This is a genomic window from Methylobacterium sp. J-077 (genome assembly GCF_022829365.1).
Taxonomy (GTDB): Bacteria; Pseudomonadota; Alphaproteobacteria; order Rhizobiales; family Beijerinckiaceae; genus Methylobacterium.
In genome coordinates, this window is the sequence record NZ_JAKSYJ010000167.1 from 22,146 (window position 1) to 38,289 (window position 16,144).

Below are 16,144 nucleotides of genomic sequence, written 5' to 3' on the forward strand. Positions count from 1 at the left end.
AATAACGGTATATTATACCCGTTTCAATCTTATATTGAACTTATATCAAGTTCAGAGAATCTAGCTGTCCATTAGGAGCGCTCAGTCATGGCGGGGGAACATTACGACGTCATCATCGTCGGATCGGGACCCGGAGGCGGGACGATGGCCTGGCGCTTGGCCCAGACCGGCAAGCGCGTTCTGCTGATCGAGCGCGGCGACTACCTGTTGCGCGAGCCGCGCAACTGGGACAGTCAGGCGGTGATCGTCGATGGCTATTATCAGGCGAAGGAGACGTGGTACTCCTCGGACGGCAAAAGCTTCCACCCTGGCCTACACTATTACGTCGGCGGGAACTCGAAGTTCTACGGCTCGATCCTGTTCCGACTTCGCGAGCGGGACTTCGGCGAGATCTGCCACCAGGACGGCATCGCCCCGGCCTGGCCCGTCGGCTACGACGAGTTCGAGCCCTACTACCAGGCCGCCGAGGAACTGTTCCATGTCCACGGCCTTCGCGGTGAGGATCCGACCGAGCCCTGGTCGAGGAAGCCCTACGCGCATCCGCCGGTGTCGAACGAGCCGCGGATCCAGAAGCTGTTCGACGACCTGAAGCGGGCCGGCCACCACCCGTTCCACCTGCCGGTCGGCGTGCGCCTCGTCGAGAAGGACGGCCGCGCGGTGCCGACCTCGCCTTGCATCAAATGCGAATCCTTCGACGGCTTTCCCTGCCCCACCAACGGCAAGTCCGACGCGCAGACCATGGTGGTGGATCCGACCTTGCGGGACTGTCCCAACCTGACGCTGCTCACCCGGACCTATATCGAGCGCTTGGTCACGGACGCGGCCGGCCGCACCGTCACGGGCGTGGTTGGGAGGCGGGACGGTCTGCCCCTCGAGGCCTCCGCAGACCTCGTGGTGGTGGCCTGCGGCGCCCTCTCCTCGGCCCTGCTGATGCTGCGCTCCACCAGCCACCGGCATCCGAACGGCCTCGCCAATGGCTCCGATCAGGTCGGGCGCAACTACATGCGCCACAACAACTCGACGGTCTTGGCAATCTCGAAGACGCCGAACCCGACGCGATTCCAGAAGACGCTCGGCCTCAACGACTTCTACTTCGGCGACCCGGACCCGAAGGACAACTGGAACTTCCCGCTCGGTCACATCCAGATGGTCGGCAAGTCGGACGGGGTCCAGATCCACGGCGAGGGCCTGCCAGGCTTCCTGCAATGGTTTCCTGACAAGCCGTTCGACTGGATCGCCAAGCATTCGGTCGATTTCTGGCTGACCTCCGAGGATATTCCGCTGGCGCAGAACCGGATCTTCTACAAGGACGGGAAGGTCCATCTCGACCTCACCGAGACGAACAGCGAGGCGCACAAACGGCTGCGGCATAAGCTGCAGCAGATCTGCGGCTTCACCGATATCCACCCGCACCTGTTCGACCGCTCGCTGTATCTCGGCAAGAACGTACCGATCGGCGGGACGGCCCATCAGGCTGGGACGCTCCGGTTCGGCGACGACCCGGCGACCTCGGTCCTCGATCGAAACTGCAAGGCCCATCAGCTCGACAACCTTTACGTAACGGACGCGAGCTTCTTCCCGTCGATCGGCGCCGTGAACCCGACCCTGACGATTATCGCCAACGCCCTGCGGGTCGCGGATCATCTCATCGCGCGGATGGGCGCGACGGATCAGATCCCTGCACCGCGCCTGTTCGACCACACCGAGCCACGGGAAACCCTCCATGCTTGACGGGCTGACGTTCGCGCCGGCTCGGCCACCGCCGCGGCGGATGGGACCTCCCGCTTTCCCGGGGCCGTACCCTGGGCAGGTCGCGTCTCCGTGCGGCCAAGGGCGATCTCCGTATGGTAGCGGTGCGCATGCCGCAGCCGAGTGTCCCCGCCAGCCTGCGGAGGTGCCGTCATGAGTCCGACACGCATCGTCATCGTTGGCGGAGGCATCTCCGGGATCGATCTCGCGACCCGGATCGGGCGCAGCCACGGTCGACGCGGTCGTGCGGCGGTCACGCTGATCGACCGAAACCTGGCGCACGTCTGGAAACCGATGCTGCACACCTTCGCCGCCGGTACGGCCAGGCCAGATCGCGAACAGGTGGACTTCCTGGCGCAGGCCAAGCGGAACCAATTCACGTTCATTCCAGGGTACCTCGACGGCATCGACCGTGCGACCCGGACGGTTTCCATCACGCCTCTGGGCCATCGCGACGCATCGCCTCCCCCGCCGCCGTTACATCTCAATTACGATCGACTCGTCCTGGCGGTGGGCAGTCGCACCAACGATTTCGGCACGCCGGGCGTGACCGAGAATTGCCTCACCATCGACGGCCTCGAAGGTGCCCAGGCACTGCATGAGCGATTGCGCCAACTCGCGTTGGCAGCCTTCCGACGGGAAGAGGAACTGAACCTCGCCATCGTCGGCGGCGGGGCGACGGGCGTCGAACTCGCCGCCGAGTTGAAGCATGCGGTCGATCGTCTGGCGGCGTACGGATCACCGAGCCTACCCCGCCGCTTCCGTCTAGCGCTGATCGAGAGCGGTCCCCGCCTGCTGCCGGCGTTTCCCGACCACGTCTCGAAAGCGGCGGCCGACACCCTGCGGAAGCTGGATGTCGACGTCCGCCTGGGGGCGAAGGTGACCAGCGCTGATGCCGGGGGCTTCACCCTCGACGGCGGCAGCCGGATCGAGGCGAGCATCAAAATCTGGGCTGCCGGCGTAAGGGGACCGGACGTACTCGACCGTGTTGAAGGCTTGGAGCGCTCGCGAACGGGCCAACTCATGGTGACCCCATCCCTGCGCACCACGAAGGATCCCACGATCCTGGCGATCGGCGATTGCGCGAGCTTGATGGATCCGGGGACCGGCAGGTCGGTGCCGGCGACCGCCCAGGCAGCGGCGCAGGAGTCACAGCACCTCGCCCGGCATTTCGAAGCGTGGCAGGGTGGCGACGAGGCGCCGCCGTTCCGATTTCGCGAGCGAGGGATGATCGTCTCGCTCGCCGACTACAACGGCTGGGGTACGCTCGGGCGCGTCACATTCGGAGGCGGACATCTCAAGGGACTGTCCGCGCGCGCCGCGCACGCACTCCTCTATCGGCAGCACCAATTCGGGTTATTCGGACCGATGCGTGGGGCTCTGACTTGGCTGGTAGACGGACTCGACCGGCTGATCAGTCCGCCCGTACGGCTGGATTGATATGGCTGGGGAAAAGCCGTCGGGTGCGATGATTGTTGATGACGGGGCCGGGGACTCCGGGCTCGTCGGAGGCCCGTCAGAACCGACGGCGACCGCCTCGCCGCAGCCGAACGTCGTGGCCGGTGGCCCGCTCGGCCGGCGCTTCTGGCTACTCGTACCCGTAACGGGGCTCGCCGCCGGCCTGGGAGCGGGATTGCTGATGTGGCTGCTTACCCTCGTGCAAGGGTTGGCCTTCGGCGAGCGTGGGGATACCTTCCTGGAGGCGGTGCAGGCGACCGGATTGGCACGCCGCGTTTTGGTGCTGTCCTTCTGCGGCGCCCTTGTGGCCGCCGGCGTCCACGTACTCCGGCACGTCGGACGGCACGGGGGTGACCTATCGGCGGCGCTGTGGTTCGGGAGCGGCGCACTCGATTTTCCGCGCAACCTCGTCCAAGGCGCGCTCTCGATCGTGGTCGTCGGCCTCGGCTGCTCGTTGGGGCGCGAGCAGGCGCCCAAGCAAGTGGGGGCCGCCTTCGCCAGCCTGTTCGCCACCCGGGCAGGCCTCGCGGGAAGCCGACGGCGCGTGCTCACCGCCTTCGGGGCAGGGGCTGGGATCGCCGCCGTGTACGACGTTCCCCTCGGGGGAGCCCTGTTCGCGTTGGAGGTGTTGCTCGGGACACTCGCGCTGCCCCTCGTCGCTCCCGCCATCGCGACGACGGCGATCGCCACCGCTACGGCATGGCTGCTGCTTCCGGACCGTCAGGTCTACGTGGTACCAACTTACGCGACCTCGCCTGCCCTCGTCGCCTTCGCCGTGGTGGCGGGCGTGCCTGCGGGGGCGATCTCTGCGCTCTACGTGCGCGTCGTCGCCTTCGCCGATGCGCGACGACCCAAGGGTGGGATGTACGCGGTGGTGGCGCCGCTCGTCGTTTTCGTTGGTCTCGGCCTGCTCGCGATCCCGCTGCCGCAGGTTCTTGGCAACGGCAAGGACGTGGTTCAACTGGCCTTCACGGGTGCGCTGACGTGGCCTATCCTCGCGGCGATGGCGCTGGCGAAGCCGCTGGCCACCGCGGCCTGTCTCGGCTGCGGCGCGCCGGGTGGCCTGTTCACCCCGACCATCGCTTTCGGCGCGATGCTCGGAGGACTGGCGGGGGTCGGATGGGCGGTCCTATGGCCGGGGGTCCCTTGCGGAGCCTGCGCCGTGATCGTCGCTGCGGCGGTACTCGCTGCCACGACGCAAGGTCCCATCTCCGCGGTGGTGCTGATGGTGGAGCTTACGCGCACCCTCGACGCGATGATGGTGCCGGTCCTCATCGCGGTGGGGGGGGCGATGCTCGCCGCGCGCGCCCTGGAGCCGCGCTCGATCTACGCCTACCGCATCGCGGTCGGTCGGTTCGCCGCCGTGGCCGCGCCGGGCCGGACGATCTCGGTGGCCGCACACTACCTTGACCTCTTGCGCGGCCTGCGTCCGGACGGTGAGCCGCTTCTCGTCCTCGACGAGGCCTGCCGCGTGGTCGGACAAGTCTTGCCAGAACGCGTTAGGAATCCCTGTCCGGGCGACGAGCCGTTAGCGACGGCGACCGCGGGCGATTTCACCGTAAGGTTTCCCCAGGGCGCGCAGTGATGACGATCCTGTTCGATTGTCCGTCGTCAGATGACTTGGGACATTCTGCGGAGTTCAGGAACAGCGACCTGACCGGCTGGCTTTGGGCCGGGCGGATTGAGAGGATCTGCTTGGACCAGAGGAGTTGGGGACAAAACGAGGACAGAGGAAATTACCCAAGCTCCTGCGCGGGTCGGATTTGCCTGATTCTCTCGGGAGATGGGCTGAAGCAAACTGGAACGTCATGGCAAACCGCTTGACCGGCAAGACAGTCGCTCAATAGGCTTGGTCTAAAAGACCGGTCAGGCCATGGCCCACAATTTGTGCCAAATATCATGTCTTTTAAGTCTATAAATCAGATTTGACTCAAATATTATTATGATGTATACTTCCGATAACTACAGCGTTCGTACACAATTCGACCGTGTCGATAACTATGCGCGAAGCGTCGACCGGGAAGCCCCGAATGGCAGGGCGCGGGTGGAACCGATATTGAACGGGGTGGTGGCGCCAAACCTCGAAGCGTGCACAACAGGGTCCAGGTGATGGCCGCTGGGCTGGACTTTCGGTCGCCTGAAGCCGACGGCGCGGCGCGGGACCCTTCGCGTCCCATTCCACCGGTCGCGCATCCGGCTCTCTGCCGACCTCGTCGAGTGTCGCCTCGCCGCGTCTGGAATCCCAACGGCGGCCCGGCCCTAGACCACCCATTGTCAAAATCGTCTCTAAAGAACACAGATCCCCCTACCTTCTGACCTGAGGGAGATGTCGGGCCGGTGACGATCGAAGTAACGACGGCCGTCTGGCTTACGGTGGGGGCGATCCACCTAGCCGTTATTGCCCGCGCCATGCTCCTAGACGGACGGGACCCCTACGCTCGGGCCGCATGGCTCATCCTGCTGGTCGCCCTGCCCGGCGTCGGCATCCTTCTCTACGTCCTGTTCGGTGAGCCTTGGATCTCGACCGGCTTCCGGAAACGCTCCGGGGAGGCCTACGAAGCGCTGCTGCCCTTCGCGCAGCAAGCCGTTTCGCAGGTGAGGGATCAAAAAGCCGAAATCCCGTTCCGCACCTGCGAGGCCGCGGCTCGTTGGCCCGTGTCCGCAGGCAACACGGCCGAGGTCGCACCGAGCTCCGACATGGCCATCGACATGATCGTGGCAGACCTCGACGCCGCCCGCCATTCGGTCCATCTGTCGTTCTACATCTGGTTGAGCGATCGCAACGGTACCAAGGTGGCGGAGGCGGTATGCCGCGCCGCGCGCCGCGGAGTTACTTGCCGCATCGTGGCCGATGCGGTCGGCTCGCGATGGCTCATCCGCTCCGAATTATGGACGTCGATGCGGGACGCCGGCGCGCGGCTGTGCCCGTCGCTGCCTCCGGCGCTGGGACTCGGTTTTCTCACCGGCCACCGCGCCGACTTGCGCAACCACCGCAAGGTCATCGTCGTCGACGGCCACGTGACTTGGTGCGGCAGTCAGAACTGCGCCGATCCAGCATTCCTTCCGAAGCATCGCTTCGCGCCGTGGGTCGATATCCTTATCCGCTACGAAGGTCCCGTTGCACGACAGGCCGAGATCATCTTCGCCTCGGCCTGGACGACGGAGACTGGCGAGGACTTGCGAGGGGAACTCGCAGTCGATCCACCAACATCCCGCCCAAAGGGCTTCCCCGCGATCGCGGTCGGAACCGGCCCCATGTCGCCGCACGCGACGATGACCGACATCTTCGTGTCGCTCCTGGCGAGTGCGCGCGGGTGGGCGACGATCACCACTCCGTACTTTGCACCCGACCTGCCGCTGCTCGACGCGATCGTCGCGGCGTCACGGCGCGGCGTCGACGTAACGATCGTCTTGCCCCGCCGCAACGACAGCCGCATCGTGCGCGCTATAAGCCGTGCCTACTATCCCGTTCTCGTGCGAGCCGGCGTCCATATCCACGAATATCAAGCCGGCCTTCTACACGCCAAGACCGTGGTCGTGGATGACCGATTCGCGTTGGTCGGGTCGGCGAACATGGACCGCCGCAGCTTGGACCTGAACTTCGAGAACAATATCTTGTTCGAGTCCGTCGAGCTCACCCAGGCGGTACACGAACATCAACAACGATGGCTGTTGGACGCGATCGAGCTTGATGGCGAGGCGATCACGGAGCGTACGTTGCCGCGACGGTTCGTCGACAATCTACTGACGATGGTATCGCCGCTCTTCTGATCCGACCTCGTTGCCTCGATCCTGCGCCTGCACCACGCCGGTAGCCCTGGCGGTATGTCGCGCCCGCAATTGAGTGGCGGCGGGCGGTTGCCGCACGCCATAAGGAGACCGCCGTGTCCCTTGATGGCCTTGCCGCCGCACTCGATCCCCTTCCATCGACGCCGGCCACCGACTGTTCGGTCCCGTTCGAGGACCGGTGTGCGCACTGCCCAGGGGCGCCCGGATTAGCAGTGGCACGTCCCTGACGAAGTTCAGCCCGAATGCTCCTGGTCGTAGACGTCCCGGCATCGCTCGATCATTGGCAAATGATCCTTGATCCACGAGGTGAAGCCTTCCAGGGCGGGTAGCCTGCTCGCTCCCATGGCGGGCAACTCGTACTCCACGCGGGAGGCACCTCCGGGAGATAGTGGCGGTTGAGCAACCCGTCGCGTTCGAGGTGGCGCAGCGTCAAGGTCAAAGTGCACTGCGTGATCCCTTCGATGCTCTTCGTCACGGCCGAGAAGCGGAGACGATGGCCTTCGGCGACCGCGAGGTGGGACATAACCAGGATCGTTCACTTGTTGCCCAGCTGTGCTAGGATGTTATTCGGGACGCAGGGGCGGAAGCGCGCATCTGCGTCCTGCCCTCAGGCTCGCTTGGCTATGTTGGATCGCTCGACGGACTACCTCTGTCGTTGTGGTGCTGCCGTGAAGAACTTGGCCTATAGCGCGTTGCTCCACTCCAACGTAAAGAGGGCACCATCAGATTCTGGGATCAAACATCTCATCGGTCGGACCCCGCTCGGGCGGATTGGTCGCCCCGAGGCCATCGCTGAGGTGGTAGCGTTCATTGCGTCGAACGAGGTCCCCTAGATAACCGCGACCACCATCGACGTTGCTGGTAAGCTTGTATTCTGGGTTCAGCTTCGATCGATGGGCGAGCGGTCAGTTTCCGAACTCTGTGAGGAGACCGAGATGAGCCACCAGGGCCATCTGGGAGACGAGCGGATCGCGAACCTACGGCCGTCCATCCGAGCGGCTACGGCAAACCGTTCGTTGAGTTTGGGTTTGCCCAATCCGAATAGATGTACTGAAGGTTTGGCAGGCTATGCATTTGCGGCTTCGATTAGACAGTGCCGCATCCGATCGACAAACGGGGATCGGTAGTCCGGGCTGAACTGCAGGGGTGGTGGGTCATGGAAGCCCTCGACGTTGCCCTCGTTCGCAATAGAACAGACGGAGTGGATGGCTCCCGTTCCGACTGACGGCATCTAGGTGCCAAGATGTGGTTGCTATTGATGAAGCAGCCACGCAGATGCAGGAGCCATCCGCATGGAGATCACCGCCGTAGGCATCAATCTGGCCAAGAGCATCTATTATGTTCAAGCCGTCGATGCAGCTGGGCACGTCGTCGTTCGCAAGGCGATGAAGCTGGCGCAGGTCGTGCCGTTCTTCCCCATGCTGTCGCGATGCCTGATCGACAAGGAGGCGTGCGGCACGTCCCACCACTGGGCCCGGGAACTGACGAAGCTCGGCCATGAGGTCCGGCTAATGCCGCCGGCTTACGTGAAGCCGTATGTCAAGCGCGGCAAGATCGATGCGAACGATGCCGCCGCTATCTGCGAGGCGGTGATGCGCCCGAGCATGCGCTTCGTGCCGGTGAAGTCGACCGAGCAGCAGGCGGCGCTGACGCTGCACCGGACGCGCGACCTACTGGTCCAGCAACGCACGCAGCTGGTGAACATGATCCGGGGCCTGCTCGTCGAGTTTGGGATCGAGATGGCGCGGCGCTGCGCCACGCGCTCGAACTGGCGGCGCGCCTCTCGGCCGGAGTCGCGGCCGAGGTGCCACCCCCGGCCCAGCGCGTGGTGACCGGGCTGGCCGATCAGATTGTGGAGCCTTGCAGATACAGCTCACCCGGCTGGAGAGGGAGTTGCTGGCCTGGCATCGTGACAGCGACCTGTCGCAGCGTCTGGCGACGATCCCTGGTGTCGGCATCGTCTCGGCGACCGCGCTGGCCGCCTCGGTAAGCGAGCCCGAGCGCTTCCGCTCCGGTCGGCAGTTTGCGGCTTCGTTGGGACTGACACCGCTGCAGAACTGCAGTGGCGGAAAGGAGCGCCTGGGCCGGATCTCACGCATGGGCGACCGCTACCTGCGCCGCCTGCTCGTGGTCGGCATGACCTCCCTGATCCGCCGCGCGAAGGTGACGCCGACCTCGGTCGACCCACGGTTGCCGGCACTGCTCCAGCGCAAGCCGGCGCGCGGTAACCGTGGCGGCGGCCAATCGCCGGCGCGGGTCGCCTGGGCGATCATGACTCGCGGCGGCACCTACCGCGCACCGGCGACCGTGGTAACCTGACAGCACGGAGAGGAGGTTTATTGTGTCTGCGAGTACGATGAGAGTTGATGGCGAACCAGTCAGACCGGGAGCCGGGACACCCCGCCGCCAGTCCAGGGCGTCATAGCCCGCGACGCAGCTTGGAACCCGGTTCGCGGATACCATCAGGGCCAGCACTCAACATGCACGACTGCATCAACAGGCCGGACACAAGACTGCACCCAACCAACGCGCCAGAAACTCAATTCGCCACTTGCAATGCGGGAGCCGTCCACACAAGACGTACGGTCCGGGCGGCACCATTTCGCCGTAGCCATGTCCGCCCAATGCGCATGGAAATACATGCGGCACCCGGTCTCCTCAAACCTGGATGGACACCAATGAGCCGGATGAGCAACAAGATCGCGGTCGTGGTCGGCGGCCGCGGCATCGGCCATGCCATCGTTCGCCGATTTGCCGCCGAAGGTGCGTGCGTCTATGCCACCAGCCGTGAAACCATCTACGAAAATTCGACCGCGGACTACGACGGGGGCAGCATACGCGGCGTGCGGGCCGATGCTGGGAACCTTGCTGATCTTGGACAGGTCTTCGCGAGGGTCCGTACCGATGAGGGTCGGCTCGACAGCCTCGTGATCAACGCCGGTACGGGCGGGGTGGCCTCCCTCGGCGAGATCAACCAGGCTTACTTCGATCAGGTCTTCGGACTGAATGTGCGCGCAATGGTCTTCGCGGTGCAAGGAGCGATCGAACTCATGCGCGAAGGCGGTGCGATCGTGCTCGTCGGTTCCACCGCTGATACGTCGGGTGCCAGGGGCCACGGCGTCTACAGCGCCTCGAAGGCGGCGGTACGCTCGTTCGCGCGCACGTGGGCGAACGAGCTTGCCCCGAGAGGCATCCGTGTCAACGTCGTCAGCCCTGGCCCAACCGACACCGCGACTTTCCGGGCCACGCCTCAGGCCGTGCGCGACGCGCTGACAAGAACGATCCCGCTCGGCCGGATCGCGAGACCGGACGAGGTGGCCGCCGCGGCTCTCTTCCTGGCAAGCGACGAGAGCAGCTTCACCACCGGCTCCGAACTCTGCGTCGATGGCGGCGCGGCTCAAATCTGACGACAAGGCATCGTAACTACGTTGAGGTTCAACGGCCTCGCCGACGCCGGAGGCCAATTCCGTCATCGGACGAATCCCCGGATTGATGTGCCGTCCTGACGTTCGTGAGACTATGCTCCTGCGGAAGGTCGCCAGAATGTCTAAACCAAGTCGGCCAGCCTCTTACGTCGGCCGTTCCCGATCGCCGTGGGCGAAAGTGTTTGGTCCCGGTGACCTGCCGAAGCATCGGGAGCCCAGATGTTGAGAGGGGTCGCGATAAGGGCGGCGTAGGGATTGGTTCGCAGGAAATCCCTGCGTGGTAGCAAAGCGCACAGCCTTGGAAGAACCAAGTCCATCACTTTCCGCAATTCGGAAACATGTCTAGTCGTAGTGACAACGCAAAGCGGTTCCGGTCCAAAGCACGAGCAAGAAAGGAGGTCCACGGGGTAGATCGTACCTCCTGCACTCGTGCCTGCCGACGACGGACTGCCATAGGTTACATCTCATATGCGCCTCACAGCATAAGTCGGTTGGTAGCGAACAGGGTGACGGCGGGCGTTTCTGCGCACTAGTCCCTCTCCCTCGTGAGTTTCACTGCTGGCCAGGAATCGGCTTTTACGCTTGCGGTAAAGCATTGACCTGACCGGCTGGCTTCGGACCGGGCTGATTGAGAGGATCAGCCTGGTGCAGAGGAGTTGGGGATGAAGCGAGGACAGAGGCCGAGCGCGGACTGCCAATAAATGCATCGAGAACTTTGTTTCGCTCGAGCGGGTGGTAATCATACGCGGCGGACGTCCTGCTTCCGGCTCGGCAGGTGCTATGAGCCGATCCACGGTCCCGACAATCCAGAGATGGGTCACCTGCGCACCCTCTCAATATTCAAGGAATCGGTAAACGGACCGACGGTGGGCTAGCCGACGCTCTTGGTCACCTCGCGGCGCAATTCCGGTATGCGCGCCCAAGGCTCAGTGGTCCGGGCCATCACTTTGAGGCGCGACCCGACCGCCGTCTCACGCACTGCCAGGACCGCATCCCAGGCTGACGCGAAGGCCTTGACACAGGTTGGGTCAAAATAGCAGCCACTGTCGCCTTGGATACAGCCTAGCGCCTCCTCGACCGCCATGGCCGTCTTGTACGGTCGCACCATGGTCAGGGCGTCGAACACATCCGCCACGGCGACGATCCGGGCCGACAAAGGGATGGCCTCACCGGCCAAGCCGTGCGGGTAGCCGCTGCCGTCCCATTTCTCATGATAGGCCTCGGCAATCTCAGCGGCCAGGCAGATCAGCTCCGAACCGATGCCGCCCAGGATCCGCCTACCGATGATCTGGTGTGTGCGGATATCGTCGAACTCGGCTCATCGAGCCTCCCCTTCTTTAGCAGGATCCCATCGGGCACGGCGACCTTACCCACGTCGTGCAGGGGGGGCCGCGAGGTACAGGCGCTAGCAGTAATCCTCCGACAGCCCCATCGCCTCGGCGATGATCTGACTGTAGCGCGCGACACGCCAGGTATGGTCGCCGGTGTCGTTGTCCCGTTGCGGGAACAGGTAAAGTAATCTGTATCGGCACCAATTTTATCGATCACGTTAAAAAAAGAACGCTGAGGTACCAGCACACCCGACCTTCTTCGCATGCTTCGCGATCAGTCTGATCGGGCACGATGCGTCGATGCTGCGCCCCAAGGTTTCGCACGAACTCGACTACGAGGGAGAGTTGACCGTCATCATCGGCAAGGGTTGGCGCTACATCCCGGCGGAGAACGCACTCGATCACGTCGCGGGCTACACCATCGCGAACGATGGCACGGTGAGGAATTTCCAGTTCGATACCTCGCAATGGACGATGGGCAAGAACTTCGACGGTACCGGCGCCCTCGGCCCCTTTCTGGTGACGGCCGACGAGGTTGCGGCGGGAGATAAGGGCCTACTCCTCGAGACCCGCCTCAACAGTGAGGTCGTCCAGCGAGCGTCGACCAGCGAAATGATCTACAACGTGGCAACGTGCGTCTCTTTCGTCAGCCAAGGGATCACGCTCGAGCCCGGCGATGCCATCATGATGGGCACGCCGTCGGGCATCGGCTACAAACGGAACCCCCGTCTCTTCATGAGATCGGGTGACTTGGTCGAGGTCAAAATCGAGTGATTGGGCATGCTTTCCAATTCAATCATTGATGGATAATGTCGGATTTGGCCTTGGCGCCAAAACAAATTTCTTGATTTTATCAATCCTCAAGTCAGACCTCATAAAAAATAATCATTTTGCAACATCATGATAGAAGCTCTAGATTTTTCTGAAAATCGTGAATCGTATCGGACGCTAATATAAGGGGCAGCACTATGAAGATTGATGTGACCGGAAAGCTTGCCATCGTTTCGGGGTCGTCCGCAGGTATAGGACTTGGCTGCGCCATGGCTTTGGCAAAGGCGGGCGCGGATGTGGTCTTGGTCGCACGAAGTCGTGACGCCCTACACGCCGCCGAGATACAAGTCAGGGCGCTCGGCGGATCCGGCGAGGTTAGGACCGTCGAGGCCGACCTCTCGACGGAGGAGGGATGCGGGCGACTGACTAACGAGCAGCCTCGGTGCGATATTCTCGTAAATAATCTTGGAGTGTACGATCCGAAGTCGTTTTTGGAGACCCCGGACCAGGACTGGCAGCGCCTATTCGACATCAACGTGATGTGCGGTGTGAGGCTCTCGCGCGCCTACCTTCCCGCTATGATGTCGAGCGGTTGGGGACGCGTAATCTTCCTCAGCTCAGTGGATGGAGTCCTCGCGTCCATCGACAGCCTGCACTACGGGGTGACCAAGGCGGCAGTTCTCGCGCTATCCCATGGGCTGGCTAAGTTCGCGGGCACATCCGGCGTGACGGTGAACGCCGTACTCCCAGCGGTGACCAAAACAGAATGGGTAGCTGCGATGTTACAGGGTATGGCCGGTAAGGCGGGCAGGTCGGTCGATGATCTGACGCGGGACGCTATTGTGCAGCGCTACCCGACATCCATCGACAAACGCATCCATACCGTGGGCGAAGTCGCAAATCTCGTCGCATACCTGTGCTGCCCGCTCTCCTCGGCAACGACGGGAGCGACGTTCCGCGCCGATGGAGGCGTGATCGATACCATCCTATGACCCCCCCACTCAATCGCGTTCCGCTGCACAGCCAAGCTCAGTTGCCTCGATACGAGGGTCGCGTGCGCAATGTGCCCGTGCGCATGCCGATTATCTCCACAGGGGCCTGACCGGTTCGCGTCCCTACAACCGGGTGCTTCCGGTTATGGCCGTTGTAGCCACGTGCCCACTGCTTGCGGCCACTTACGCCCAACGCTCGGGCCCCATGATCTTGTCCGCCGCATGATCGATGGGCCGTGAGACCAACGCAAATAGTACTACAATTCTTAAGTAAAACCCGACTCAAATGTTGCCATATCAATGCATCGCAGAAAGCATAAGTCGCTTTGTACTTCAATTAGGTACTTGTTTGGACTCATAATTTCATGAATCCGCCTTGAGCGATCGTTAAATCAGTATTCATTCCTGCAATCGCATGGAACAATTATTATAAAATAAATAGATTTTCGATACTGCATTAATCGTATCACCGGATGCCAAATGTGCGTCGAATGGGCAGGTTCGGAATAAATGAGCGAATCAACCGAAGAAGGAACGCCGATCCGCAAACTTGCTGCATCGAATGCCCCCTGAAAACGAGCGCACGGTGCTGCGGGCGACGCACGATCTGATGCGCCGCCTTGGCCTTGCGACGGTATTCGGCAATCCTGGCTCGACCGAACAGAACTTTCTCGAGGATTGGCCCTCCGACTTCACGTATGTCCTTGGCCTGCAGGAAGCGAGCGTCCTGGGGATGGCTAATGGCTGGTCGCGCATCATGCGCCGCCCCGCGTTGGTGAGCCTGCACTCCGGTGCCGGCGTCGGGAATCCCATGGGTAATCTCCTCAATGCCTGGTACGATAAGGCTCCTCTGATCCTGCTTGCCGAGCAGCAAGTACGCGCGATGGCCGCGCTGGAACGATGCTCACAGACATAGACACGACGCTTCTGCCGCGACCATACGTCAAGTTCGCGCTTGAACCCTTTCGGGTCGAATGCGTGCCGGTCGGTCTCGCACATGCCTATGCCGCAGCCATGTAGCCCCCCAGCGGGCCAGTCTTCCTTTCCGTGCCGTTTGACGACTGGGACAAGCCGCAGGGCCGGCCGGTGCTCGCGAGATCCATACAGACCCAGCTCGCCGCCTCGTCCAAAGTCATGCAGCCCGTCGCCGATGTCATGACGGGCGCGAGCGCCCGTCATGGTGGTCGGCGGCGGCGTCAGCCGTTCGGCGGATGGTCCGACGCGATCGCACTGGCAGAGAGATTACGCTGCGCTGTCTACAGCGCGCCCTTTGACAGAGGTGGGTTCCCCGAAGACCACACGCTCTATCAAGGCACCCTGCGGCCATCGATTGCGGCCGTCCGCGAGACGCTCTCGCAGTATGATGCAATGCTCGTCGTTGGCGCGCCGGTGTTCCGCTACTGCCCCTACTCAGACGGCGAATGCGTGCCGAAGCATATGAGCGTCTTCCAGGTCGTTGACGATGTGACGGAGATCTCGCGAGCGCCCATTGGATCTGGCATCCTTGCCGATTCCGCCGAGGCGATGCGTGTCCTCGCTGCGCTCGTGCCGCCCACGGATCGCTCGCCACCGCCGCCCCGAGTTCATCCTCCCGCGCCAGAGCCGGCATCGGTCATAACCAACGAGGCGCTCGTACATACCCTTTCACTAGTGCACTGACTCAGACGGATAGTTCAGGAGATCGGCTGACGGCGGCGAGGATGTCGGTGGCGGGCTTGGTCCAGACGAAAGGCCTGGCGCAGCGGTTGTGCTCGGCGATGTAGCGTTTGATCGCCGCCTGCAGGTCGACGACGCCGGTGAAGGAACCGCGTCGCAACCGACGACGGGTCAGCGCTGAGAAGAAGTTCTCGACCGCGTTGAGCCACGAGGCCGAGGTCGGGGTGAAGTGGAAGGTCCAGCGTGGGTGGCGAGCCAGCCAGGCGCGCACCTTTGGATGCTTGTGAGTGGCGACATTGTCGAGGATCGCGTGGATCGCCTTGCCGGGCGGGACAGCGGCTTCGACAGCGTTGAGGAACCGGACGAACTCGCTGTTACGGTGGCGCTGCATGCAGCGGCCGAGCACGGTGCCCGCCAGGACGTCGAGGGCGGCAAACAGGTTCGTCGTGCCGTGACGGGTATAGTCGTGGGTCTGGGTGGCGGGATGGCCGGGGGCGAGCGGCCGGTCGGGGCGGGTCCGCTCCAGGCCCTGGATCTGGCTCTTCTCGTCGATGGACAGCACCACCGCGTGGGCGGGTGGGGTCATGTAGAGGTCGACGACATCCTCGACCTTGGCGGCGAAAGCGAGGTCGCGCGAGCGCTTGAACGTGCGCAGGCGGTGCGGTTGGAGGCGGTGAGCGTCCCAGATCCGCTGCACGGCGCGTAACGAGATCCCGACCGCACGGGCCACGGCACGGCCGGTCCAATGGGTGACCTTGCCCTGCGGCTCCGAGCAGGTCAGCGCCAGCACTTCGGCCACCGTCTCGGTCGAATGGGGCGGCGTGCCGGGCGGACGCGTCTTGTCGCGCAGCAGACACAACGCCGTCACCTCGCGCGTGAAGACCCTCGTGCCGATGCGTGACCCCCAGAGGCTGCACGCGCTCGTCGCCAACTCAGCGGCCATCGAGGCCGTCTGTTGCCAGATCGGCTCGAC

The 16,144-nt window shown here is 63.3% G+C and carries 10 protein-coding genes and 3 pseudogenes; 10 read left to right on the forward strand and 3 right to left on the reverse strand.

Going from position 1 to position 16,144, the window contains the following annotated elements; all coding sequences use genetic code 11:
- Positions 1–87 precede the first annotated feature (87 nt).
- The 4 genes from MKL11_RS20850 (at position 88) to cls (ending at position 6,978) form a co-directional block, all read left to right on the forward strand.
- The gene (locus tag MKL11_RS20850) at positions 88–1,731 is read left to right on the forward strand and encodes a GMC oxidoreductase (protein ID WP_243946953.1); all 1,644 of its coding nucleotides are present in this window, start codon (positions 88–90) and stop codon (positions 1,729–1,731) included.
- 171 nt (positions 1,732–1,902) lie between these two features.
- Positions 1,903–3,189, forward strand: a complete 1,287-nt coding sequence (locus MKL11_RS20855) for an NAD(P)/FAD-dependent oxidoreductase (RefSeq protein ID WP_243946954.1) — start codon at positions 1,903–1,905, stop codon at positions 3,187–3,189.
- A gap of 115 nt (positions 3,190–3,304) precedes the next feature.
- Positions 3,305–4,792, forward strand: a complete 1,488-nt coding sequence (locus MKL11_RS20860) for a chloride channel protein (protein WP_243946956.1) — start codon at positions 3,305–3,307, stop codon at positions 4,790–4,792.
- 752 nt (positions 4,793–5,544) lie between these two features.
- Positions 5,545–6,978, forward strand: coding sequence for a cardiolipin synthase (cls, locus tag MKL11_RS20865; protein WP_243946957.1), 1,434 nt, complete (start codon positions 5,545–5,547; stop codon positions 6,976–6,978).
- Between the two features lie 295 nt (positions 6,979–7,273).
- Here cls and MKL11_RS20870 read toward each other — a convergent pair whose 3' ends face one another.
- Complete coding sequence (locus tag MKL11_RS20870; protein WP_243946959.1) at positions 7,274–7,519, reverse strand: winged helix-turn-helix transcriptional regulator; 246 nt, start codon at positions 7,517–7,519, stop codon at positions 7,274–7,276.
- A 769-nt stretch (positions 7,520–8,288) separates the two neighbouring features.
- Between MKL11_RS20870 and MKL11_RS20875 the strand changes: the two are divergent.
- A pseudogene (locus MKL11_RS20875) lies at positions 8,289–9,315 on the forward strand (IS110 family transposase).
- A 359-nt stretch (positions 9,316–9,674) separates the two neighbouring features.
- Positions 9,675–10,403 carry an SDR family NAD(P)-dependent oxidoreductase gene (locus MKL11_RS20880; protein WP_243946961.1) on the forward strand — a complete coding sequence of 243 codons (729 nt, stop codon included), beginning with the start codon at positions 9,675–9,677 and terminating at the stop codon, positions 10,401–10,403.
- Between the two features lie 889 nt (positions 10,404–11,292).
- Here the strand turns inward: MKL11_RS20880 and MKL11_RS20885 are convergent.
- Entirely contained in the window at positions 11,293–11,724 is a 432-nt protein-coding gene (locus MKL11_RS20885) for an HD-GYP domain-containing protein (RefSeq protein ID WP_409565888.1), read from the reverse strand.
- A gap of 274 nt (positions 11,725–11,998) precedes the next feature.
- On the opposite strand from MKL11_RS20885, the pseudogene MKL11_RS20890 reads away from it, so the two are divergent.
- The 4 genes and pseudogenes from MKL11_RS20890 to MKL11_RS20905 all read left to right on the forward strand — a co-directional run.
- Positions 11,999–12,526: pseudogene (locus MKL11_RS20890) on the forward strand (fumarylacetoacetate hydrolase family protein); the annotation flags it as partial.
- Positions 12,527–12,720: 194 nt separating this feature from the next.
- Positions 12,721–13,515 carry an SDR family NAD(P)-dependent oxidoreductase gene (locus MKL11_RS20895; RefSeq protein ID WP_243946963.1) on the forward strand — a complete coding sequence of 265 codons (795 nt, stop codon included), beginning with the start codon at positions 12,721–12,723 and terminating at the stop codon, positions 13,513–13,515.
- A gap of 550 nt (positions 13,516–14,065) precedes the next feature.
- Positions 14,066–14,431, forward strand: a complete 366-nt coding sequence (locus MKL11_RS20900) for a thiamine pyrophosphate-binding protein (RefSeq protein ID WP_243946964.1) — start codon at positions 14,066–14,068, stop codon at positions 14,429–14,431.
- Positions 14,432–14,562: 131 nt separating this feature from the next.
- On the forward strand, positions 14,563–15,174 hold the full coding sequence (locus MKL11_RS20905; RefSeq protein WP_243946965.1) for a hypothetical protein: 612 nt from the start codon (positions 14,563–14,565) through the stop codon (positions 15,172–15,174).
- A gap of 1 nt (position 15,175) precedes the next feature.
- Here MKL11_RS20905 and MKL11_RS20910 read toward each other — a convergent pair.
- A pseudogene (locus tag MKL11_RS20910) lies at positions 15,176–16,024 on the reverse strand (IS630 family transposase); the annotation flags it as partial.
- Positions 16,025–16,144: the final 120 nt, after the last annotated feature.